This window comes from Terrabacter sp. AAH1 (genome assembly GCF_054456855.1).
The window spans coordinates 34,842-57,043 of the sequence record NZ_JBTJJV010000017.1 but is presented as its reverse complement, the minus strand read 5'-3'; the positions used below and the strand labels follow the sequence as shown (position 1 = coordinate 57,043).

At 72.7% G+C, this 22,202-nt stretch carries 19 protein-coding genes; 9 read left to right on the top strand and 10 right to left on the bottom strand.

Annotation, left to right across the window (positions count from 1 at the left end; genetic code table 11):
- Positions 1-144: 144 nt before the first annotated feature.
- Positions 145-2,475 carry a heavy metal translocating P-type ATPase gene (locus ACXR8F_RS19525; protein ID WP_458803042.1) on the bottom strand — a complete coding sequence of 777 codons (2,331 nt, stop codon included), beginning with the start codon at positions 2,473-2,475 and terminating at the stop codon, positions 145-147.
- A gap of 186 nt (positions 2,476-2,661) precedes the next feature.
- Positions 2,662-3,483: a PIG-L deacetylase family protein gene (locus tag ACXR8F_RS19520; RefSeq protein WP_458803089.1), complete on the bottom strand. Its 822-nt coding sequence runs from the start codon at positions 3,481-3,483 to the stop codon at positions 2,662-2,664.
- Positions 3,484-3,518: 35 nt separating this feature from the next.
- On the opposite strand from ACXR8F_RS19520, the gene ACXR8F_RS19515 reads away from it, so the two are divergent.
- The 4 genes from ACXR8F_RS19515 to ACXR8F_RS19500 are packed head-to-tail and all read left to right on the top strand — an operon-like array spanning position 3,519 to position 5,978.
- On the top strand, positions 3,519-4,643 hold the full coding sequence (locus ACXR8F_RS19515; RefSeq protein ID WP_458803040.1) for a glycosyltransferase: 1,125 nt from the start codon (positions 3,519-3,521) through the stop codon (positions 4,641-4,643).
- Positions 4,640-5,368 carry an NUDIX hydrolase gene (locus tag ACXR8F_RS19510; RefSeq protein ID WP_045187539.1) on the top strand — a complete coding sequence of 243 codons (729 nt, stop codon included), beginning with the start codon at positions 4,640-4,642 and terminating at the stop codon, positions 5,366-5,368. The genes ACXR8F_RS19515 and ACXR8F_RS19510 overlap by 4 nt, the downstream gene beginning before the upstream one ends.
- Before the next feature lie 10 nt (positions 5,369-5,378).
- Positions 5,379-5,732: a hypothetical protein gene (locus tag ACXR8F_RS19505; RefSeq protein ID WP_045187783.1), complete on the top strand. Its 354-nt coding sequence runs from the start codon at positions 5,379-5,381 to the stop codon at positions 5,730-5,732.
- A 30-nt stretch (positions 5,733-5,762) separates the two neighbouring features.
- Positions 5,763-5,978, top strand: coding sequence for a hypothetical protein (locus tag ACXR8F_RS19500; RefSeq protein WP_045187538.1), 216 nt, complete (start codon positions 5,763-5,765; stop codon positions 5,976-5,978).
- A 34-nt stretch (positions 5,979-6,012) separates the two neighbouring features.
- Here the strand turns inward: ACXR8F_RS19500 and ACXR8F_RS19495 are convergent, their stop codons facing one another.
- The 5 genes from ACXR8F_RS19495 to ACXR8F_RS19475 form a co-directional block, all read right to left on the bottom strand.
- Entirely contained in the window at positions 6,013-7,710 is a 1,698-nt protein-coding gene (locus ACXR8F_RS19495) for a sigma factor-like helix-turn-helix DNA-binding protein (RefSeq protein ID WP_458803037.1), read from the bottom strand.
- A 135-nt stretch (positions 7,711-7,845) separates the two neighbouring features.
- Positions 7,846-9,414, bottom strand: a complete 1,569-nt coding sequence (locus tag ACXR8F_RS19490; protein WP_458803036.1) for an amidohydrolase — start codon at positions 9,412-9,414, stop codon at positions 7,846-7,848.
- A complete protein-coding gene (locus ACXR8F_RS19485) occupies positions 9,411-10,403 on the bottom strand; it encodes a quinone oxidoreductase family protein (protein ID WP_458803034.1) in 993 nt (330 codons plus the stop codon). Before ACXR8F_RS19485 ends, ACXR8F_RS19490 begins: the two co-directional genes overlap by 4 nt.
- Positions 10,404-10,413: 10 nt before the next feature.
- Positions 10,414-11,862 carry a wax ester/triacylglycerol synthase family O-acyltransferase gene (locus ACXR8F_RS19480; RefSeq protein ID WP_458803032.1) on the bottom strand — a complete coding sequence of 483 codons (1,449 nt, stop codon included), beginning with the start codon at positions 11,860-11,862 and terminating at the stop codon, positions 10,414-10,416.
- Positions 11,863-12,399 carry an N-acetyltransferase family protein gene (locus tag ACXR8F_RS19475; RefSeq protein WP_458803030.1) on the bottom strand — a complete coding sequence of 179 codons (537 nt, stop codon included), beginning with the start codon at positions 12,397-12,399 and terminating at the stop codon, positions 11,863-11,865.
- A 57-nt stretch (positions 12,400-12,456) separates the two neighbouring features.
- Here ACXR8F_RS19475 and pcrA point away from each other — a divergent pair, with 57 nt between their 5' ends.
- A complete protein-coding gene (gene pcrA / locus ACXR8F_RS19470; RefSeq protein ID WP_458803029.1) occupies positions 12,457-14,952 on the top strand; it encodes a DNA helicase PcrA in 2,496 nt (831 codons plus the stop codon).
- 173 nt (positions 14,953-15,125) lie between these two features.
- Here pcrA and ACXR8F_RS19465 read toward each other — a convergent pair whose 3' ends face one another.
- On the bottom strand, positions 15,126-15,962 hold the full coding sequence (locus ACXR8F_RS19465; protein WP_458803027.1) for a M23 family metallopeptidase: 837 nt from the start codon (positions 15,960-15,962) through the stop codon (positions 15,126-15,128).
- Between the two features lie 212 nt (positions 15,963-16,174).
- Positions 16,175-17,167 (bottom strand): esterase/lipase family protein, encoded by a 993-nt coding sequence (locus tag ACXR8F_RS19460; RefSeq protein ID WP_458803025.1) that lies wholly within the window; start codon positions 17,165-17,167, stop codon positions 16,175-16,177.
- Positions 17,168-17,246: 79 nt separating this feature from the next.
- Between ACXR8F_RS19460 and ACXR8F_RS19455 the strand changes: the two genes are divergently transcribed.
- From ACXR8F_RS19455 to sucD, 4 genes are all read left to right on the top strand, one after another.
- Entirely contained in the window at positions 17,247-17,705 is a 459-nt protein-coding gene (locus ACXR8F_RS19455; RefSeq protein WP_082080683.1) for a cobalamin B12-binding domain-containing protein, read from the top strand.
- 170 nt (positions 17,706-17,875) lie between these two features.
- Entirely contained in the window at positions 17,876-18,817 is a 942-nt protein-coding gene (locus ACXR8F_RS19450) for a type IV toxin-antitoxin system AbiEi family antitoxin domain-containing protein (protein ID WP_458803024.1), read from the top strand.
- 329 nt (positions 18,818-19,146) lie between these two features.
- Positions 19,147-20,325 (top strand): ADP-forming succinate--CoA ligase subunit beta, encoded by a 1,179-nt coding sequence (gene sucC, locus ACXR8F_RS19445; RefSeq protein ID WP_458803023.1) that lies wholly within the window; start codon positions 19,147-19,149, stop codon positions 20,323-20,325.
- Positions 20,326-20,357: 32 nt separating this feature from the next.
- Positions 20,358-21,251, top strand: a complete 894-nt coding sequence (gene sucD / locus ACXR8F_RS19440; protein WP_045187523.1) for a succinate--CoA ligase subunit alpha — start codon at positions 20,358-20,360, stop codon at positions 21,249-21,251.
- 100 nt (positions 21,252-21,351) lie between these two features.
- On the opposite strand, the gene ACXR8F_RS19435 is transcribed toward sucD, so the two are convergent.
- Positions 21,352-22,059, bottom strand: coding sequence for a polysaccharide deacetylase family protein (locus ACXR8F_RS19435; protein ID WP_458803022.1), 708 nt, complete (start codon positions 22,057-22,059; stop codon positions 21,352-21,354).
- Positions 22,060-22,202 lie beyond the last annotated feature (143 nt).

Here is a 22,202-nt window from a genome sequence, read left to right as displayed (position 1 = left end):
CGTTGCCGGTCTCCTGCCGCGCCGTACGGCAGGCTCAGTATGGCGGTCGCGCAGACGTGCGTATGCCCTCCGCCCCGTCGCCGCTCGTCGTCGCCGCCGCGTCGCCGGCGCCCCGGCGGCCACCCGGCATACGCAGTCCGCGTCTCAGCCCGGCGCACGATGGCGACCTGGCCGTCGCGCCGGGGCGGGCCCGGAGGGGACGAGAGCGAAGGCGCCCTCCTCCTCCTGGCTGTTGTGGAGGCGGCACACGGCGTAGAGCCCGTAGAGCAGCCGGCGCAGCTCGGTGACGTCCTCGGGGGTGACCTGGCCCGGGACGATGCCGGTGAGCAGGCGCCGCAGCCGCGAGACCTGGTGCTCGATCTCGGCGTGGGTGCGGCGCATCGTCGCCGTGGCCGAACCGCCGAGCGCTCGGGCGACGAGGGGCATGAGCTCCTCCTCGTCGGCGCGCTCGTGCGGGACGAGCTCGCGCTCGAGCTGGTCGAGGAGCGCGTGAACCGGTTCGAGCCGGCAGTCGCGCGTGCGCAGCCCGTCGGCGACGGCTCGGATCTGCTCGACGGCCGCGATCGCCACCTCGTGCCCCTCGCGCAGGCGCCGTGCGGTGGCGATGTCGTCGGCCGACATCGGGACGGAGTGCAACCGCGTCGGCAGCAGTGCGCGCAGGGCGATGCCGATGGCGAGGACGTCGATGGCCTCCTGGAGGACTGCGCCTGCAGCGGGTGGCAGCAGGCCCGCCGCCGCCGCGACCATGGCGACGAGGGACAGGCCCATGCCGACGAGCACGGCCTCGAGCGCGATCCGGCGCGACCGGCGCGCGATGAGGATGGCGTCGGCGATGGCGTCGACCCGGTCCACGGTGAGGACGACGTCCGCGGCCTCGGACGAGGCAGTCGCACCACGAGCCGCGAGCGCGACCCCCACCCCCGCTGCCGCGAGTGCCGGGGCGTCGTTGACGCCGTCGCCGACCATGATGGTGCGCGCGGCGGCCGACTCGTCCCGGATCGCGGCCAGCTTGTCGCGCGGGTCGCGGTCGGCCAGGACGGCGTCGACGCCGACGATGCGTCCCACGGTCTCGGCGATGTCGGCCCGGTCACCGGTGAGCAGGACGGTGCGCTTGATCCCGACCTCGCGCAGGGCCGCGAGCATCCGCGGGGCGTCCGGGCGGACCGGGTCCTCGAGGAGGAAGGCGCCTGCCGGTCGACCATCGACGGCCACGAAGACCGTGAGGCACCCGTCGAGGGCGGCCCGACGCCGCACCTGCCGCAGCCAGGCGGGGTCGTCGTCACCCACGATCCAGCCAGCCTTGCCGAGCCGCACCATGACGTCACCGACGAGACCCTCGAGGCCGTAGCCGTGCACCTCGTGGACGTCCGCCGGGAGCGCGAGGTCGAGCCCGCGGCCCCGGGCCGCCCCGACGAGTGCGCTGGCCAGCGGGTGGGGCGAGACCTGGTCGAGGGAGGCCGCGAGGCGCAGGACGTCGAGAGCCGGTGGCGCGTCGGGGGCGGTCACCACCGAGGCAAGCTCCGGGCGACCGCGGGTGAGCGTCCCCGTCTTGTCGAAGAGCACGACCTCGCCGGCCGCGAGCGCCTCGAGGGCGGCCCCTCCCTTGACCACGACTCCGATGCGCGAGGCCCGCGACAGGCCGGACATGATCGCCACCGGCGCGGCCAGCAGCAGCGGGCACGGGGTGGCAACGACGAGCACGGCGACGGCACGCACAGCGGAGCCGGCGACCGCCCAGGCGAGCCCGGCGAGCAACAGGGTCAGCGGCACGAAGAGCACGGCGAAGCGGTCGGCCGTCCGGACGAACGGCGCCGACGTCGCCTGGGCCTGCTCGACGAGCCGGACGACGTTGGCGTACGTCGACTCGGACGCCGACGAGGTGGCGACGACGTCGACCGGTGGGCCCGCGTTGACCACCCCGCTGCGCACGTCCTCGCCGTTCGGGCGTTCCACCGGCATCGGCTCGCCGGTGAGCGCCGACTCGTCGAAGGTGCCCGTGGCGAGCAGCCGGCCGTCGACGGGGACGACCTCGCCGGTGCCGACGACGACCACGTCACCGGGGGAGACGCCCTCGACGGGGATGTCCTCGACCTGGTCCCCGGTGCGTCGTCGGGCGGTGCGGGGAGTGCGCTCGACGAGCAGGCGCAGCTCCCGGTCGGCGCGTGCTGCGGCACGGGCCTCGAGCAGGCGACCGCTCGCGAGCATCAGCGTCACCATGGCGCCGGCGAACTCCTCACCGACCCAGAGCGCCCCCGCCAGGGCGAGCACGGCGATGACGTCGACCGTGGCGCGACGCTCGGCGACGGACCGGACGGTCCACAGCAGCGAGAGCCCGAGCCCGAGCACGGTCGCGGCGACCCACAGCGCACGCGACACCTCGGCGGGACTCGTGACGGCGACGATCCCGCCGCCCGCCAGCAGGACGGCCGACGCGACGAAGAAGACCGCAGGTGCGCGGCCACGCCACCAGGTCACACGTCCATCGTCCGCCGTTCGCGACCGCGCGGACGCTGTTCGGGACGGGCGTCACAGCCCCCGCCTCCCGGCATACGCCCCCGGCCCCGCCCCCGAAGCGCCAACAGACCCCTGGTGTGGTCAGTTCCCGACGTGAGGAACCGAGCACTCGACCCGAAGGGGGCGTCGAGTGCTCAGTTCCCGACGTCAGGGGAGGTCGGCGAAGACGTCGCGGCGGATCGCCGACCCCGGCGGCAGCGACCGGTCGACGAACCACTCGCGGCCGAAGACCACGTCGTAGAGCGGGCGCGGGATGCGCAGGAAGGCGGCCAGGGTGCGGTCGGCGCCTCCGTCGGCGCTGGCCTGCGACGTGTGCGCCCGCATCGAGGCCCGCTTGGCGGCGATGTGGCGCCGCACCCCGATGCGGTGGGTGATCTCGCTGCGTGCCGAGAACGCCCGGTCGAAGCTCGCCCGGTCGAACTCGGGCGGGAAACGGTAGACCTTGGCTGCGAGGTCGATGGCCCGACAGATCGTGTCGCGGGGCACGGTCGCCTCGAGCACCCGCGGAGTGCCCGCGAGCTCGGCGGCCCGGGCTCCGACGACGTGCACCTGCTGGTGGTCCGGATGGCCGTAGCCGCCGTTGGGCTCATAGCTGAGCAGCACGTCGACCTGCTCCTCGCGCAGGATCGCGGCGAGGCGCTCGGCCGCCTCCTCGACGTCGGCCCGCACGAAGCGCGTGGCGCCGGGCGGGTCGGGCGCGACCTCTGGCCCGAGACCGCTGTCGGCGTAGCCGAGGTGCTCGACGCGGGCGACGCCCAGCGCACGCGCGCTCGCACGGAGCTCGTCCATGCGGGTGGCCGCCAGGGCGCCGTCGCCGGTGAACTCGCTGGCGGCGAGGCCGAGCTCGCCGTCGGTGGCCACCACGACGACGACCCGGTGACCCTCGGCCGAGGCGCGCGCCATCGTGCCCGACGTCAGCAGCGCCTCGTCGTCAGGGTGCGCGTGGAAGGCGAGCAGGGTGTGGGGCACAGTCACCCATCCTGACGCATGACACAGTGTTCCCCGTGAAGGTGGCCCTCCTGTCCGACTGCTACCTGCCCCGGCTGGGCGGGATCGAGGTGCAGACGCACGACCTCGCCCGGCACCTGCTGGCCGCCGGGCACGAGGTCGAGGTCTTCACGGCGACGCGTGGCGCGGGAGGCGAGATGCACGGCGCCGTGACCGTCGTGGACGGCGTGCCCGTTCACCGGCTCGCAGCCCGACTGCCGTGGGAGCTCCCGGTCAACCCGTGGGCGCCGCCGGAACTCCGCCGCCGTCTGGTCGACGGCGGCTTCGACGTGGCCCACGTGCAGACCGGGGTGGTCTCGCCCTTCGCGTGGGACTGCACCCGGGTCACCGTCGGGCTCGGGCTGCCCACGGCGATGACGTGGCACTGCATGCTCGCCGGCGTGGCGCCCCTCTTCCGGGTGGCGCGCTTCGTGCGCCGCTGGGCCGCGCGGGGCGTCGCCATGTCGGCCGTGTCCGACGTGGCAGCACAGCCGCTGCGGCGGCTCGTCGGGCCCGGCCGCTCGGTCGGCGTGCTGCCCAACGGCATCGACGTCGCGCGATGGGCAGGTGCCCCCGGGCCGCGCGAGCCGGGGCCCCTGCGCCTCGTCACCGCGATGCGGCTCGCGGCGCGCAAGCGACCCGCTGCCCTGGTCGGGCTCGTCGCCGAGGCCGAGCGCCTCGCCGGCTCCGGCTCGGTCTCGCTGACCGTCCTGGGGGAGGGGCCCGACCGTCGCAAGGTCGAGGCGCTCGTCCGCCGGCGCGGGCTCGACTGGGTCTCGCTGCCGGGTCGGGTCACGCGCGACGAGCTGCGCCAGAGGTACGCCGCCTCCGACGTCTACCTGTCGCCCGCCCGTCTCGAGTCGTTCGGGATCGCGGCGCTGGAGGCACGCACGGTGGGCCTGCCGGTGATCGGCCGATCCGGCTCCGGCGTAGGTGAGTTCGTCACTGACGGTGTCAACGGTCTTGTGGTGTCGAGTGACTCGCTGATGGCATCGGCGATCGCCCGTCTGGCCAAGGACCCCCACGAGGTCGCACGGATGCGATCGTGGAACCTCGCGAACCCTCCGACGCAGGAATGGTCGCAGGTCGCCGCATTGGCGGTGACCGAGTACGAGCGGGCCGTCGGCCTGGTCCGTCGATGAGGACCAACCAGCCGGGAGGCATCCGCGTCGTCGCGGTCGACGCCGACGACACGAGGCTCGGCGAGGCGCGGCTCGGTCACGGCGAGCACCCCGAAGTCGTCCTGGGAGCCCTCGGCTGGGCCCTCGGCGCCCCCGCGTCGGCAGCCGTTCGCGAGGACGGGGCCCTCGAGCTCGCCTTCCGCGTGAGCCCGCTCGACGGCATACGCCCGCGCTCTGCGGCACCCCCGCGCGACGCCGACGTGGGCGCCGACGAGGTGGGGGAGCCGTACCAGCGGGTGGCCGCCTACGCCCTCGTGACGAGCGCCCGAGGGGTGCTGCTCACCCAGTTCAACTCCCAGACCCACGTCGCGGGGCGCTGGGGCCTGCCCGGCGGCGGCCTCGACGAGGGAGAGCCGCCCGTCGACGGCGTGCACCGGGAGGTGTGGGAGGAGACGGGCCAGCGGGTCGAGCTCGGCGACCTGCTCGCCGTGCAGTCCGACCACTGGGTCGGGCGGTCGCCCAGGGGAGGTCTCGAGGACTTCCACGCCGTCCGGATCGTCTACGCCGCGACGTGCCCCCAGCCCACCGACATCGTCATCCACGACGTCGGCGGCACGACGTCCGACGCCCGCTGGGTGCCCGTCGACGAGCTGGAGGGCTACCCGCTCAGCTCGTCGTGGCGCCGTCTCGCTGCGCTCGCCGACCTGCGCAGGACCCGGGCGGCCGACGAGTACGACGCTCCGTAGGATGTCGGCCATGGACTTCGTCTACAACCTCCTCGTCGCCCTGCACCTGCTCGGCATGGCCGCCGTCGTCGGTGGCTGGATCGCGGTGCGCTCAGGTCGCACGGTCACGGCGCCGATCGTGTGGGGAGCCCGCGCCCAGATCGTCACCGGTCTGGTGCTCGTCGGCATCGCGTCGGCGATCAAGGACGACAGCCACGAGGTCAACAACACGAAGATCGCAGTCAAGCTCGTCATCGCCCTCGGCGTGGTCGCGGCGGCCGAGATCGGTGCCGCCCGGGCGCGCAAGGGCCGCGACACCGGTCCGCTGCTCGACGTCGCCGGCGGTGCAGCGGTCGCCAACGTGCTCGTCGCCGCCCTCTGGTGACGCGCCCCCGACGCGGCGAGGGTGGCTGAGATGCGCTGGAACGCAGGCGTGCTCGCGGGGCTGCTCATAGGTCTGGTATGGCTGGTCATCGGCCTGGCCCTGGTCGTCGTCGGCCGCCGGCGGTCACGGTCGTCGCGGGCCGAGGGCGCGGGAAACGTCGCAGTCATCGGTTGGTTCCTGCTCGCCGTGGGTGGCCTCACGTGGTTCGCCACCCTGCTGCTGTCGGTCGTGCCGGGCGGAGCCTGACGGGCGGACCCGCCCGAGGTGGCGTTCCCGCCTGCTAGCCCACGGTGAAGCGCGCGCCCAAGGCGATGAGGGGCGGGACCGTGCCCGACGTGAGGAACTGCGAGACCCGGTGGACGATGCCGGTGTCGAGGTCCCACGCCATGACCCACGTCCCTCTCGGTGAGGCCGAGAGGTAGACGAGCTCGCCGCGGACGGTCCACCCGAGCACCGAGCAGCAGTCGGCTGATCGCGGCTGCTCCTCGCCGAAGACGAGCATGCGGTCGCGGCCCAGGCTGTTGGTGGCGACGATGACGTGACGCGGTGCCGACGCCTCGAGGTCTCGGGCCTCGCCGGGGGCGAGCCGGAAGACCGAGGCGAACTGCCGCGCGTTGGACACCGTGTCGCCCACCGGTCTCGTCCGCGGCCACGAGACGGCGGCGGGGCGCGCGGCCGGGTCAGGCGCCCGCTCGTCGAGCACCGTGCGTCCGGCCTCCACCCGGAACTCGCGTGCGCCCGGTCGTCGCGGAGGCTCCGGCGCGGGCCACCGGGACGACAGGTCGGGGGACCACAGCCCGTCCGCCGAGCCGGCCTGGACGTGGTTGCCACGCCAGGCTGCCCACTCCAGGGTGCGCGACGGGATCGCGACGGTGCTGACCCGGAGGGTCTCCATGTCGAAGACGACCACTCTGCCCGGTTGGGCGAACGCGAGCGACGTCTTGTCGCCGGAGAAGGCCCAGATGCCGAGGGGCGGTCGGGAGGCGCCCGAGGCGGTGCGGAGGTCGGTCAGCTCGACCGTGTCGAGCGCGAGCACCTCGCCGTCGCCGTAGAGGAGCACGGGGACCCAACGTCCCGGCCCGCGCCGCTCGAGGTAGACGGCGTCACCGAAGGCGCCCGGACCGTCCGTGGACTGCACGCTCGCCGGCCGGGCCCTGCGACCGGGGTCGATGACCGGGGGCAGGCCGACGGAGAGCACCGGCTGGTCGGCCTCGGTGCCCGCGGGGGGTGCGACGACGTACCTCAACCCGTCGCGCGTCGTGTGCCACGACGCCTCAGCGAGCAGTGGCACCTGCGTGAGGCTGACCGGCACCGGCACCGGTGCCGGTGCCGGGACGGGAGACGGTGCCGCGGCGCTCGCCACGACGGGTTCGCGTCCCGCAAGGGCCGCGCCGCCCACGACGAGCCCGGCCGCGGCGACGGCCGCAGAGGCCCGGCGCCGCGTCGCCGACCGGTGCAGCAGGGCGTCGTGCCAGGCGCGTTCCGCGAGGTCGACCTCGCGGATGCGAGCGACGGTCGCCTCGAGGGAGGCCGTGACCTCCTCGTCGGTCAACGGGCGGGCTGCCGCCGACGACAGGCTTGCCCGCGCCAGGCGCTCGTCGCGGCGCGCCGTTTCGGACGAGATGCCGACGAGCTCGGCCGTGTCGCTGACCGACCGTCCGGCATACCAGCGCAGCACGAGCACCGCACGCCGGCGCGGGGCGAGCGCACGCAGCTGCAGGGGCAGCTCGCGCGGGACGGTCCCCGCGTGGGCGTCGCCCTCGGCCGCGGTCAGCGCGGACTGGTGCAGGCGGACCCGCACGTACGCGTCGGGTTCGCGCTCGCGGAGGTGGCGCCAGTGCGCGGCGAGACGGGTCAGGACGGAGAGGACCTGCCGCTCGGCGCGAGTCGCGTCGCCGCCGACGAGCCAGGCGGCGCGGAGCAGCCGCAGCTGCCGGGCCCGCGCCCAGGCGGCGAAGTCGGCGTCGATCTCGCGCATGCGCCCTCCTCCTGCCTCAAGGATGGACGCATCGCGATGCCGGCGACAGCCCTCGAGCGGTGCACCCGCTCCACAGCGGGTCGAGGTGGGTGGTCGCGACCCGGCGCGACGGCATACCTCGACCGGGCGCAGGTCTCAGCTGCGGTCGTGGGCGAGCGCGCCGCCGACCCAGGTCTGCAGCACCTCGGTGTCGCGGATCCGGGCGGGAGCGGACTCCTCGAGAGCCCACACGTCGCGGTCGACGGCGATGAGGTCGGCGAGCTGGCCCGGCACGAGCCGACCCACGTCGGAGCGCCCCACCGACTCGTGCGCCACGACGGTGTGGGCGTGGACGGCCTCGGCCAGCGTGATGCGCTCGTCGGGGCGCCATCCTCCCGCCGGGTGGCCGTCGGCCCGCTGCCGAGTGACAGCGGCGTGCAGCCCGTAGAACGGGTTGGGGTCCTCGACAGGGGCGTCGGAGCCGAAGGCCAGCCGCACCCCGGCATCGAGGAAGCTGCGCCAGGCGTACGACGCGAGTCGGCGCGGGCCGATGATCTCGTCGGCGAGCTCGAGGTCGGCCGTGCAGTGGCTCGGCTGCATCGACGCCACGACGTCGAGGGCCCGGAAGCGCGGGATGTCGACCGGCAGCACGTGCTGGGCGTGCTCGATGCGCAGCAGCCGCTCGAGCCCTTCGGCGCGGACGGCCTCGAAGGAGTCGAGCACCAGCCGGTTGGCCTCGTCGCCGATGGCGTGCGTGATGACGTCGAGGCCCGACCGGGCGGCGAGCAGCGTGCGCTCCAGGAGCACCTCGTAGGGCATGGCCGCGATGCCGCATCCCTCGTGCCCGATGAAGGGCTCGGTCATGTGCGCGGTGTGCGAGCCGAGGGCCCCGTCGCTGAAGAACTTGACCGGCCCGACGCGAAAGACGTCGTCGCCCTGACCGGACCGCCGGCCCTCGGAGATCGCGAGCTCGAGGTCGGGGTCGCGCGTGCACTTGGTGACGCGCAGCCGCAGCGCACCGTCGGCGTGGAGGTCGGCGTAGGCCGCCCGGGCGTCCTCTCCGTCGATGTCGGTGATGCTCGTGAGGCCGACCGACAGCAGCCATTCCTGGCAGCGCTCGAGCCACGGGCGCAGGGGCGTCTCCTCGCGGGGGATCGCGTCGAGCAGCTCCTGGGCCTTCTCGCGCAGGATGCCCGTCGGCTCGCCCGACGCGTCCCGTACGATCTCGCCGCCGACCGGGTCGGGGGTGTCGCGGGTGATGCCGGCGCGTTGCAGCGCAAGGGAGTTCGTCCAGATCGTGTGACCGTCGACGCTCGCAAGGGCCGCGACCCGGCCGCCCGTCACGGTGTCGAGCGCGTGACGGTCGGGCTGCACCGGGGTCGTCCACCGGTTGTGGTTCCACCGCCCGCTGTGCAGCGACTCGCCGTCGGGCAGGCCGGCCGTGTGCGCCCGGATCAGCTCGAGGGTCTCGTCGAGCGAGCGTGCCTCGCGCAGGTCGACGGACGACAGGTCGCGTGAGAGCCATTCCGTGTGGATGTGTGCGTCGTGCAGTCCCGGCATCACCACCGCGCCGGGCAGGTCGACGGTCGTCGAGCCACCCGCGGCGTCACGGGCGTCGGCACCGATCGCCACGATGCGCCCGTCCTCGACGAGCAGCGCGTCGGTCCAAGGGGATTTGCGGCTCCCGGTCCAGATGCGGTCGTGCCGGAAGAGCGTGCGGCTCATGCCCCGGGCACCAGGACGAGCTTGCCGGTCGTCTGCCGGCCTTCGAGCGCCTCGTAGGCAGCGGCAGCCTCGGCGAGCGGGTAGCGACCACCGATGTCGACCTTCAGCGAGCCGTCGGCCACGGCACCGAGCACCTCGGCCGCGCGCCACTCGTACTCGGACCGCTCGGCCACGTAGTCGCCCAGCTTGGGGCGGGTGAGGAACAGCGACCCGCTCGCGTTGAGCCGCTGGATGTCGAACGGCGGCACCTGTCCGCTCGCGCCACCGAAGAGCACCATCATGCCCCGCGGGCGCAGTGACGCCAGCGAGGCGTCGAACGTCGCCTTGCCGACGCCGTCGTAGGCGACGTCGACACCGCGTCCGGCGGCCTCGCGGACGGCGGCGGACAGCGCGTCCGGTGAGTCGAACGTCGAGTAGTCGATGAGGTGCTGGGCGCCGAGCGACCTTGCGATCTCGAGCTTCTCCTCAGAGCCGGCCGTTGCGACGACGGTGGCTCCACGGGACGTGATCATCTGCACGAGGAGCTGCCCGACCCCGCCCGCCGCGGCGTGCACGAGGGCGACGTCGCCCTCCTTGACGGCATACGTGCTCGTGACGAGGTAGTGGGCCGTCAGGCCCTGGAGCATGGCCGCGCAGGCGACCTCGAGCTCGACGCCCTCGGGCACCGTGACGACCAGGTGGGCGGGCTTGTTGACGACCGTCGACTCGCTGCCGAGCGACTGGCACCAGGCGACCCGGTCGCCGACGGCGAGATCGCCGACCTCGGGGCCGACGGCGGTCACGGTGCCGGCCCCCTCCTCGCCGAGCACGAACGGGGTCGGCACCGGGTAGACGCCCTGCCGCTTGTAGACGTCGATGAAGTTGACGCCTGCGGCGGCGACCTCGACCTGCACCTCGCCGGGACCGGGGTCGGGGACGTCGTGGGTGCGCACCTGCAGGACGCTGCGGTCGCCGGGCTCGGAGACGAAGACGCTGGTCGCTTGGGTCATGCTCGCCACCCTACGACCGTGGCCGCCGGCGCCTGGGGGCGGTTCGGGAGTCGGTCCCGATGCGGTCGAGCGTGGAGAGTCCGTCCTCCAGGGCGGCCAGCAGGGCCTCGGGGTCCGGCACCACCGACTCGTCGCCCATGATCCCGATGCGCACGGCGTCGTCGTAGGTGACGATGCAGAAACCGAGCGTGTGACGCCCGGAGCCGGGCACCCAGCCGAGCACGCCCGTGACCGGCACGCCGGCGAGATGGCGGACCCGGCGGGGGCCGGCGACGTTGGTCGTGACACCGATCGCCTTGTCGGCGAAGAAGTCGACGACCCGGCGCTGGATCGTGGCCGGGAAGCGCCCGATGACGGAGATGAGGGCGAAGGTCAGCGCGGCCTCTGGCGAGGCCTTGAGCCAGTCCATCCGCGACTTCGCCAGCGCGAGGCGCCCGAGCGGGGTCGCGTCGCCGCTCGGCAGCCGGAGGAACACGAGAGCGAAGCGGTTGCCGAGCTCGGCCGGCAGCGGCTCGTCGAGGGGGCGGACGTTGACGGGCACCATCGTCACGAGGTCGGCGGGCGGCTGGCCGTGCTCGTGCTGGTAGTCGTGCAGGGCGCCGGCGACCGCGCCGACGAGCACGTCGTTGAGCGTCGCACCCACCAGCCGGCCCACCCCCTTCAGGCCGGCAAGGGGGACGGGCTGGGTCCAGACCACGCGCTTGGCCCGACCCGGCACTCCGCCGACCGCGCTCGGCGGGCTCGTGGTGAGCAGCAGGTCGGAAACGACCTGCCCCGTGCGGAGCGCGAGGCTCGCCGCGTCCCTGACGACCGCGCGAGATCCCTTGCCGCGCAGCCGAGCCCACGCTGCGCGGGTGGTCACGCGTGCCAGCCTCAGCGCGGAGCTGACGGGCCCTCTTGTGGCAGGCACACCGAGCGGCAACGTCGAGAGGTCGGTATCCGCGGCAGGACCCTCGAGGTCTCCCGGCACACCACCGTCGTCCTCGGTCAGCCCGAGCAGCACCCGCGTCAGAGCGATGCCGTCAGCGAGCGCGTGGTGGCTGCGGAAGACGAGCGCGGCGCCCGACCCGTGCCCGTCCACGAGGTGCGCCTCCCAGAGGGGACGGGTCCGGTCGAACGGGCGGGAGAGCTGCTCCTCGATGTACGCCTGCAGCTCGGTGTCCGCCTGCGCGGGGGTGCCGCGGCCCGAGAGGGTGGCCCGGCGGACGTGCCGCTCGAGGTCGAAGTCGGGGTCGTCCTCCCACCGGTAGCGGCCCAGCACGCGCCCGGACCGCTTCGGCCGCTGGCTGAAGACGGGGTAGGGGTCGACGAGGCGCGTGAGCAGCAGCCGGCGCACGCGGTCCCAGTCGGGCACCGAGCCGAGCAGCACCACCGACACGACCACCATGAGGTTGTTCGGGCGGTCCATGGTCAGCCAGAGGACGTCGGCGGAGCCCATCCGGCGGGGCGCGCGGGGCACCTACGCGCCCGCCAGTTGGGCGAGCGCCTCGCCGTCGACCCGGAACGTCGTCCAGTCGTCGAGGGGACGGGCGCCGCGGGCGCGGTAGAACTCGATGGACGGCGTGTTCCAGTCGAGCACCGCCCACTCGAGACGCGTCCAGCCGTTGTCCACGCACAGCTCGGCGAGGGTCCCGAGCAGCGCCTGCCCGATGCCGCTGCCGCGCTGGTCGGGCTGCACGAAGAGGTCCTCGAGCCAGATGCCGGCCTCGCCGGTCCACGTGGAGAAGCTGCGGAACCACAGCGCCATGCCGACGATGCCGTCGTCGTTCTGCGCGACGAGGGCGTATGCCGTCGGGTCGCCGACCGCCGGGAACAGTGCGGCCTCGAACTGGGCCGGGGTCGCCGTCGCCGCCCGGGGTTCCTTCTCGTACTCCGCGAGCGCGCGCACGAGGCGGAGCAGGTCGGGCACGTCGTGGACGTCCGCGGGGCGGACGAGGAAGGCGGGGCGCTCCGGGATCGGCTGGTCGGTCGTCTCGCGGGTCGGCTCGGGCGTCATGCACCCATCGTGCCGTGGTCGGGCGGTGTGGGTGGTCCGACGTAGGCTTGGACCATCATGAGCACGCTCTTCGACGACCTCCCCATCCCCGGATTCGAGCACGGACAGGGCGCGCCCACCGGCGGTTCCGCGCAGGCCCGGCGCGGTGGTGACGTCACCGAGCAGGGCGTGCCCACCTGGGCCGAGGCAGCGGCGCGCGGTGGCGTCGAGGTGGCGCCCGAGGCACCGGGCGAGCTCGACCCGGCGGTGCTGCTCGAGGGTCTCAACCCGCAGCAGCGCGAGGCCGTCGTCCACGAGGGCACGCCGCTGCTCATCGTCGCCGGTGCCGGCTCGGGCAAGACCCGCGTGCTGACCCACCGCATCGCGTGGCTGCTCGGCGAGCGGCACGCCCAGCCGGGCCAGATCCTCGCGATCACCTTCACCAACAAGGCCGCGGCCGAGATGCGCGAGCGCGTCGAGGCGCTCGTCGGGCCGCGCGCCCGCGCCATGTGGGTCATGACGTTCCACTCGGCGTGCGTGCGCATCCTTCGCCGCGAGGCCGCCAAGGTCGGCATGAAGTCGACCTTCTCCATCTACGACGCCGCCGACAGCCAGCGGCTCATGAGCCTCGTGCTGCGCGACCTCGACCTGGACCCCAAGCGCTACCCGCCGCGCGGCTTCTCGGCGCAGGTCAGCAACCTCAAGAACGAGCTCATCGACGAGGAGACCTACGCGAGCCAGGTCACCGAGGGCAACCACTACGAGCGCACCGTCTCCGACGCCTACACGCAGTACCAGCGTCGTCTGCGTCAGGCCAACGCCCTCGACTTCGACGACATCATCATGATGACCGTCAACATCCTGCAGGCCTTCCCCGACGTCGCCGAGTACTACCGCCGCCGGTTCCGCCACGTGCTCGTCGACGAGTACCAGGACACCAACCAGGCGCAGTACCAGCTCATCAAGGAGCTCGTCGGCGAGGTCAAGGGGCCCGAGGGGGCCTATGCCGTGCCGCCGGCCGAGCTGTGCGTCGTCGGCGACTCCGACCAGTCGATCTATGCCTTCCGCGGCGCGACGATCCGCAACATCCTCGAGTTCGAGCAGGACTACCCCGACGCCCGCACGATCCTGCTCGAGCAGAACTACCGCTCGACGCAGCGCATCCTGCGCGCCGCCAACTCCGTCATCGCCCGCAACGAGGGGCGCCGGGCCAAGAACCTCTGGACCGACTCCGGCGACGGCGCGATGATCGTCGGCTACGTCGCCGACAACGAGCACGACGAGGCGGCGTTCGTCGCGAAGCAGATCGACGACCTCGCTGCCGAGGGCGACGTGAAGCCGGGCGATGTCGCGGTCTTCTACCGCACGAACGCGCAGAGCCGTGCGATCGAGGAGGTGCTCGTGCGGGTCGGCCTGCCCTACAAGGTGGTCGGCGGCACGCGCTTCTACGAGCGGCGCGAGATCAAGGACGCCCTCGCGTACCTCCGCGTCATCTCCAACCCGACCGACACCGTCAACCTGCGCCGCATCCTCAACGTGCCCAAGCGCGGCATCGGCGATCGGGCCGAGGCGTGCGTGGCGGCCCTGGCGGAGCGTGAGCGCATCCCGTTCGTCGCGGCGCTCGGCCGGGCCGAGGACGCCCCCGGCATCGCGACGCGGTCGGTGGCGGCGATCAAGGGCTTCACCGAGATGCTCGAGGCGCTGCGCGTCGTCCGTGAGGGCGGCGGCGGCATCGCCATCCTGCTCGAGGCGGTGCTCGAGCAGAGCGGCTACCTCGCCGAGCTGCGCGCGAGCCACGACCCACAGGACGAGACGCGGGTCGAGAACCTCGCCGAGCTCGTCGCGGTCGCCCAGGAGTTCGACGACCGCAAGGCCCAGGAGATGTCCGACATCGAGGCCGGTGTCGTGCCCGCGAGCCAGGAGCCCGAGGACGTCGGTCCCGCGACCGACCTCGAGGAGTTCCTCGAGCAGGTCTCGCTCGTCGCCGACGCCGACGAGATCCCCGACGAGCCCGAGGCCAAGGCACAGGGCGTCGTCACCCTCATGACGCTTCACACGGCCAAGGGCCTCGAGTTCCCGGTGGTCTTCCTCACCGGCATGGAGGACGGCACGTTCCCGCACATGCGCGCGCTCGGTGACCCGAAGGAGCTCGAGGAGGAGCGCCGCCTCGCGTACGTCGGCATCACCCGCGCCCGCGAGCGGCTCTACCTCTCTCGCGCCGCGGTGCGTTCGGCGTGGGGCGCGCCGCAGTACAACCCTCCGTCGCGCTTCCTCGACGAGATCCCCGGCGACCTGCTCGACTGGCAGCGGCTGGGGCCGTCGTTCAGCGGGGCGCGAGGCGCCGGGCAGCCGGCCGTCGCCACGCTCGCGGCACGCCCGGGCGTGCGCAGCGCGGGCAAGCGCCCGGTCATCGCCCTGCAGTCCGGCGACCGCGTCAGTCACGACGCGTTCGGTCTCGGCACGGTCGTGCGCGTCGAGGGCGACGGCGACAAGTCGATGGCGCACGTCGACTTCGGCGCCGACACGGGCACCAAGCGCCTGCTCCTGCGTTACGCCCCGCTCGTCAAGCTCTGACGACCTCTCCGTCGAGTGCTCATTTCCCGGCGCGCTCGGACCGGTCGGAAACTGAGCACTCGAGCCGTGGTTGTCGTCGAGTGCTCATTTCCCGACGCGCTCGACGCCGCCGAGATGCGACGAGGCCCGCCCCCCGGGAAGGGGACGGGCCTCGTCGCGCTCGGTGCCGTGCGTCAGAGGTTGACGCCGTGGTTGGCGAGCCAGGTGCGGGGGGCGACGGCGGCGCCGTCGTCGGGGTGGATCTCGAGGTGCACGTGCGGCCCGGTCGAGTTGCCGGTGCTGCCGCTGTAGGCGACCTTCTGGCCGGGGGACACCTCTTCGCCGACGGAGACGAGCAGCCGGCTGTTGTGGGCCATCCAGGACACGGTGCCGTCCCAGTAGCGGATCTTGACGAAGTTGCCGTAGCCCTCGTTGGACCAGCCGGCGAAGATGACCGTTCCGCTCGACAGAGCGTGCACGGGGGTGCCGACGGGGCAGGCGAGGTCCTGGGCGGGGTGCATCTTGCCCCAGCGCCAGCCGAACCCGGAGGTCAGCGTGTAGCCGGAGAGCGGGGACACCCAGCGGTGTGCGCGGGCGAGGGCGCGCTCGGCGGCCTCGCGCTTGGCCTTCGCGGCGGCCTCGGCCTTCGCCTTGGCAGCCGCAGCCTTTGCCGCGGCGGTCTTCTCGGCCGCGGCCTGGGCGCTGCTCGCCGCCTTGGAGGCGGAGGCGGTCGCGTCGACGATGAGGTCCTTCGCGTCGCGGGCCATGTCGCGGGACGAGCGAGCTCCGGCTCGGTTGGCCGTGGCCGCTGCGAGGGCATCGGGGTCTGCGGTCAGTCCGAGTCCCGCAACCGAGTTGGAGACGTTCTTCATGGCCGCGGCCTCGGGGCTGAGCTGGCTGGCGCCGGCGTCGCGGATGATGAAGCCCGCGGTGACGGTGGAGCTGAGCAGAGCGACGGGGACGACGAACTGTCGACCCCGTGATGGCTTGGCGACCGGACGATGGCGGCCTACGTAACTGGTTTTGGGCACGAAAAACTTACCTATCGATCACAGATTGCGAGCCGCCAGACTAACGTGACCGTTTCGTTATGCGAAATCGAGCCGCGTCACAGGGGACGTCTCGCGCCGCGGTGGAGGGTCGCGACTGGGCTCGACACTAGGGCATTTGTCTCGGTGTCAAAAGGTTTTGCACAGACCGATCTGCCCCAATTTGCCCGGCGGCGGCGCGAACGGCAAAAGAATCACCGGGGCTTGGCGACACGTGACGAATGACTGCCACCGGCAGCGGCGCCCGTGCTACTGCGCCGGCTCTGCAGGGAGCTCACGCCGGGGGTGACCGTGGCACCCGTCGTGTCGAGGTGCGCGAGGGCGGTCGAGATGCCGTGCACGACGCTGCTCGTGATGGGCAGGCTCATGTGGCCGACGCCGTGCAGGCCGACGTTGTGGACGTTGAGGTCGTCGTGGTGCAGGGCCGCGTTGCGCTGCGGGACGACGACCTGGTCGAGGTCGGACCAGTAGACGAGGAAGCGCGTCTGGCACTCCTTGACCGGTCCGGCGAGCTCCTTCATGAGCGCGCTCCCTGGGCGCAGCTGCCGCGTGAGCCCGTTGTTCCAGGTGAAGGCGAGGTAGCTGCCCTGGTGGGGGGTGCCGAGGGTGACGAGCGTGTGCACGTGCGCGTCACCACCGAGGCGGGTGACGTAGTAGCGCGCGATGAGCCCGCCCATCGAGTGTCCGATGACGTGGATGCGCTCGTAGCCGGTCTCCTCGACGATGCGCTCGACCTCGGCCCCGAGCGCGGCCGCCGCTGCCCGGATGTCGCCCGTGAAGACGGAGTAGTTGATGGTCTCGATGCGACCGAAGCCCCGCCGCACGAGGCCGCGCCGCAGCACGGTGAAGATCGAGCGGTTGTCGACCATGCCGTGCACGAGCAGGATCGGCGTCTCGGCCGCCTCGACGTTCTGGATGGCGAGGCCGCGCTGGCTCGGGGGCAGGTGACCGAGCCGGTAGCCCTGGCGCCGGTCGCTGGCCCGCGACCCCAGCAGGCCGAGCGGGTAGAGCCCGAGGTGCAGCCCCATCCAGGTCGCCTCCAGCGCCGCGCCGGCGAGTCCGGTGGGCGTCAGGAGGGCACCGGCCACCTCCCCGACGGCCGCGAGGAACCCCTTGGGGCCGCTCGTGCACTGCTTCGGGATGCTGGTCTGGCGGGGCGTCGTTGCCGCGCGTGCTGCCACTGCCACGAGCCGACCGTACCCCGTTGGGTGGGCGTTGCATCACTATTGCGCGCCGCGTCTCGCGAGGCTGGCTAGAGTGCCCGGCATGAGCGAGACCCCCGGCGCCGAGGCCGTTTCCGTGACCGACGCACAGTCCGACGACGGGTCGGGCGACGTCATCCGCGTCGTCGTGGCCAAGCCGGGGCTCGACGGTCACGACCGTGGCGCGAAGGTGGTGGCCCGGGCGTTGCGCGACGCCGGCATGGAGGTCATCTACACCGGTCTGCACCAGACTCCCGAGCAGATCGTCGAGGCCGCGATCCAGGAGGACGCCGACGTCGTCGGTCTCTCCGTGCTCTCCGGAGCGCACCTGACCCTCTTCGCGCGCGTCGTCGAGCTGCTGGCCGAGCGCGACGCGAGCGACATCGTCGTCTTCGGCGGCGGCATCATCCCCGACGACGACATCCCCGAGCTGGAGCGCCTGGGCGTCGCGAAGGTCTTCACGCCGGGTGCCACGACGATGGAGATCGTCGGCTGGGTGCGCGAGCACGTCCACCCCGCCTGACCTCACGGTGACCGTGCGCGCTCGCAGTCGGTGAGCGCCCGTATGCCGGCACCGCCGCGCCGTGAGCGCGCACAGGTGCTGCGTCCACACCCCTCGGCGTCGCTGCGCGGCCGTCCACAGGGGCGGGGGCATGCCTCCCTGCCCACGCGTCCGACCGTCATGGTCGGGCGATGGATCTTCACCTCCTCGGAGCCGACGGCGTCTTCCGCGCCGCAGACGCCGCGCGTCACGGGCTCGACTCGCACGCCCTGGAACGGCTGGTGCGCGACGGACGCTGCGAGCGGGTCACCCGCGGCTGGTATACCGTCCGCGACGACCCGCGGCAGCCGCTCGGTCAGGAGCGCCGCCACACCCGCGCGACGATCGCGTTAGGTCGTGAGTTCGCCGGCCGAGCCGCCGTCAGCCACCACTCGTTGCTGCTCCTGCGCGGTCTGCCGACCTGGCGCGCCGATCTCCTCACCGTCCACCTGACGTCGATTCGCCCAGCGACCGAGGCCGACGGCGGCATCGCGTCTCGCCGCGGTGGACTCGTCATCCACCGTCCGGTGCGTGGGCTCACGGCTCCTGGCTCGTCGGTGACCGGACCGGCGACAGCACCGCCCGATGCCGTCCCGCTCGGTCTCGCGATCGCCCAGGCCGGTCTGCTCGCGGGACCCGAGGCGGCACTGGTCCCCGCGGACGCCGCGCTCGCGCGAGGCCTCGTCACCCGCGAGGTGCTGTCGGCCGCGGTCAGCGCTCTGTCGGGTCGTCGCGGCATCGGGCCCGTCCGCGCCGCCCTCGCACAGGCGGACGGACGTCACGAGTCGCCGGGGGAGAGCCGGACGGCATACCTGCTGCATGCGCTCGGCCTCGAGTTCGACCCGCAGGTCGAGGTGTCGGCCGAGGGGCGCCGCTACCGCGCGGACTTCCGCATCCGCGGCACACGGGTTCTCGTCGAGTTCGACGGGCAGGTCAAGTACGCCGACCGGGCAGCCCTCTTCGAGGAGAAGAGGCGCGAGGACGCCCTACGCCGCGCCGGCTGGGTCGTGGTCCGACTGGTCTGGTCCGAGCTCGCGCGGCCGGAGGTGGTCCGGCGCCGGCTCCGCGACGCCCTCCGGACCGCAGCCGCCTGACGGGCCTGGGATCCAGCGTGCGCGCTCGTGGTCCGCCGCGGCCCGTGCACCGACCTGTGCCAACTGCGAGCGCGCACGGCAGCCGGCGTCCCGCACGGCGCTGGCTACCGGGCGGTACGTGAGACGGGGGTGTGATCTTCGTCCGGTCCGCCACTACCCGCTGGCGGCCCTGCACGTCTGAGCCACTAGAGTCCGAGGGACAGCCTGATTCGGTTGCGCCTCGGCGCAGGGCCCCGCTCCGCGCGTCAGCGTGAGCATCGCGAGCCCGGGAACGCCGCAGCGGCGCAGTCGACGACGATACGAATCGACGACGAGGACGGACCCCACCCGTGGATCTCTTCGAGTACCAAGCCCGCGACATGTTCGAGAAGCACGGGGTGCCCGTGCTGGCCGGCGCCATCGCCACCACCCCTGAGGAGGCCCGCGCGGCCGCCGAGCAGATCGGGCCGAAGTCGGGCGGTGTCACCGTCGTCAAGGCGCAGGTGAAGACCGGCGGCCGCGGCAAGGCCGGCGGCGTCAAGGTCACCAAGAGCCCCGACGAGGCGCAGGCCGCCGCCGAGGCGATCCTCGGCATGGACATCAAGGGCCACACCGTCGGCACCGTGATGATCGCCCAGGGCGCCCGCATCGCCGAGGAGTACTACTTCTCGATCCTGCTCGACCGTGCGAACCGCACGTACCTCGCCATGTGCTCGAAGGAGGGCGGCATGGAGATCGAGCAGCTCGCCGTCGAGCGCCCCGACGCCCTCGCCCGCATCGCCGTCGACCCCAACACGGGCATCGACGAGGCGAAGGCGAAGGAGATCGTCGACGCCGCCGGCTTCGACGAGGCCGACAAGGCCGCGATCGCCGACGTCATCCAGAAGCTGTGGACCGTCTACCGCGACGAGGACGCGACCCTCGTCGAGGTGAACCCGCTGGTCAAGACCGAGGACGGCGACATCGTCGCGCTCGACGGCAAGGTCACCCTCGACGCCAACGCCGACTTCCGCCACGAGGACCACGCCGCCCTCGAGGACAAGGCCGAGGCCGACCCGCTCGAGGCCGCCGCCAAGGAGAAGGACCTCAACTACGTCAAGCTCGACGGCTCCGTCGGCATCATCGGCAACGGCGCCGGGCTCGTCATGAGCACCCTCGACGTCGTCGCGTACGCCGGTGAGGAGTTCGGCGGCCAGAAGCCGGCGAACTTCCTCGACATCGGTGGTGGCGCGAGCGCCGAGGTGATGGCCAACGGCCTGCACATCATCCTGTCCGACCCGCAGGTCAAGAGCGTCTTCGTCAACGTCTTCGGCGGCATCACCGCCTGCGACGCGGTCGCCAACGGCATCGTCGGCGCGCTCGACGCGCTCGGTGACGAGGAGAACCGTCCGCTGGTCGTGCGCCTCGACGGCAACAACGTCGAGGAGGGCCGCCGCATCCTGCAGGAGCGCAACCACCCCCTCGTGACGGTCGAGCCGACGATGGACGGCGCCGCGCGCCGCGCCGCCGAGCTGGCTTCGCAGGCCTGAACCCGAGAGTCCGAGAGAGAGAACGATCAACCATGGCAATCTTCCTCAACGCTGACTCCAAGGTCATCGTCCAGGGCATGACCGGCTCCGAGGGCATGAAGCACACGCAGCGCATGCTCAAGTCCGGCACCGAGATCGTCGGCGGCGTCAACCCGCGCAAGGCCGGCACGACCGTCGACTTCGAGGGTGGCGTCTCCGTGCCCGTCTTCGGCTCGGTCAAGGAGGCCATCGACGCCACCGGCGCCAACGTGTCGGTCATCTTCGTGCCGGCCCAGTTCACCAAGGCCGCCGCCGTCGAGGCGATCGACGCCGAGATCCCGCTCGCCGTCGTCATCACCGAGGGCGTCGCGGTCAAGGACACCGCCGAGTTCTACAACTACGCCAAGGACAAGGGCACGACGCGCATCGTCGGCCCGAACTGCCCCGGCCTCATCACGCCCGGCGTCTCCAACGCGGGCATCATCCCGGCCGACATCTCCGGCTCCGGCCGCATCGGCCTGGTCTCGAAGTCGGGCACGCTGACCTACCAGATGATGTACGAGCTGCGTGACTTCGGCTTCAGCTCGGCTGTCGGCATCGGTGGCGACCCGATCATCGGCACGACGCACATCGACTGCCTCGAGGCGTTCCAGAACGACCCCGACACCGACGCGATCGTCATGATCGGCGAGATCGGCGGCGACGCCGAGGAGCGGGCCGCGGCGTACATCAAGGAGAACGTCACGAAGCCGGTCGTCGGCTACGTCGCCGGCTTCACGGCTCCCGAGGGCAAGACGATGGGCCACGCCGGCGCCATCGTGTCGGGCTCGTCGGGAACCGCCCAGGCCAAGAAGGAGGCCCTCGAGGCCGCCGGTGTCAAGGTCGGCAAGACGCCGTCCGAGACTGCCGAGCTCATGCGCGAGATCATGCAGGGCCTCGCGAAGTAGTCTCTGCCGCAACCGATTTCGTATGCCGCTGAGTCGGCTGGGTGCCCACGCGGGCACCCAGCCCGGCTCGGCGGCATACGTCGTCTGGGCGGCCCCGCGATCAGCAGGCCATGAGGCCGATGACGAAGCCGCGGGCGCGCAGCCGAGGAATCAGCAGGTCGAGCGCGGCGACGGTCTGGGACCGGTCACCGCCGCCGTCGTGCAGCAGGATCCGCGAGCCGTCCCGGACGCCGGCCAGCACCCGGTTGACGATGGTCCACGTGCCGGGGCGTGACCAGTCACGAGGGTCCACGGTCCAGAGGATGTGCCGCTGTCCGCGGGCCGCGATGATGGCCTGGATGCGCGCGTTCGTCGCGCCGCCGGGCGGGCGGACGCAGCGTGGCCGGTAGCCGAGTGACGACTCCATGCGGTTCAGCTGCCACGTCACCGACGCGGTCGAGAGCAGCGTCAGGTTCGGGTGGCTCCACGTGTGGTTGCCGATCTTGTTGCCGTAGGTGCGCAGACTGCGGGTGATGCTCGGGTACCACGACACGTTCTGGCCGACCTCGAAGAACACGGCCTTAACCCCGTACTTGCGCAGCACGGACAGCACCCTCGGCGTCCACGTGAGGCTGGGCCCGTCGTCGAACGTGAGGTAGACGGTGCCGGCGTAGGCCAACGGCTGGGTCAGCGCGAGGTCTGCCGGCGTCGCCGTCGGCGGGGCTGCACGGCCGTCCGTGCCGGGCGGTCCCACCCCCAGGAGTCCAGCCGTCACGATGGTGAGCAGCACGGTCAGAGCGGTCAGTACCTGGTGGCGGATCTTCCTCATGTCGGGGCCCCCTCGGTCCCCGGGGTCCCGGGACGGTCCGGGACCTCTCCCACTTCCAGTCTCGGTCGCCGGCGTGGCGCCGGACACCGTTTGTGGTGCGAAGAACAGCCCGCCTCGGCGTGGGTGCTCGCCCCTGCGCCGGG

What these genes read in the sequence shown, in the direction of transcription:
- ACXR8F_RS19435 (WP_458803022.1), bottom strand. Translation starts at nt 22,059, where the DNA reads ATGAGGAAGATCCGCCACCAGGTACTGACCGCTCTGACCGTGCTGCTC.
- ACXR8F_RS19455 (WP_082080683.1), top strand. Translation starts at nt 17,247, where the DNA reads ATGAGCGAGACCCCCGGCGCCGAGGCCGTTTCCGTGACCGACGCACAG.
- ACXR8F_RS19485 (WP_458803034.1), bottom strand. Translation starts at nt 10,403, where the DNA reads ATGACCCAAGCGACCAGCGTCTTCGTCTCCGAGCCCGGCGACCGCAGC.
- ACXR8F_RS19475 (WP_458803030.1), bottom strand. Translation starts at nt 12,399, where the DNA reads ATGACGCCCGAGCCGACCCGCGAGACGACCGACCAGCCGATCCCGGAG.
- ACXR8F_RS19510 (WP_045187539.1), top strand. Translation starts at nt 4,640, where the DNA reads ATGAGGACCAACCAGCCGGGAGGCATCCGCGTCGTCGCGGTCGACGCC.
- ACXR8F_RS19450 (WP_458803024.1), top strand. Translation starts at nt 17,876, where the DNA reads ATGGATCTTCACCTCCTCGGAGCCGACGGCGTCTTCCGCGCCGCAGAC.
- ACXR8F_RS19490 (WP_458803036.1), bottom strand. Translation starts at nt 9,414, where the DNA reads ATGAGCCGCACGCTCTTCCGGCACGACCGCATCTGGACCGGGAGCCGC.
- ACXR8F_RS19505 (WP_045187783.1), top strand. Translation starts at nt 5,379, where the DNA reads ATGGACTTCGTCTACAACCTCCTCGTCGCCCTGCACCTGCTCGGCATG.
- pcrA (WP_458803029.1), top strand. Translation starts at nt 12,457, where the DNA reads ATGAGCACGCTCTTCGACGACCTCCCCATCCCCGGATTCGAGCACGGA.
- ACXR8F_RS19500 (WP_045187538.1), top strand. Translation starts at nt 5,763, where the DNA reads ATGCGCTGGAACGCAGGCGTGCTCGCGGGGCTGCTCATAGGTCTGGTA.
- ACXR8F_RS19495 (WP_458803037.1), bottom strand. Translation starts at nt 7,710, where the DNA reads ATGCGCGAGATCGACGCCGACTTCGCCGCCTGGGCGCGGGCCCGGCAG.
- sucD (WP_045187523.1), top strand. Translation starts at nt 20,358, where the DNA reads ATGGCAATCTTCCTCAACGCTGACTCCAAGGTCATCGTCCAGGGCATG.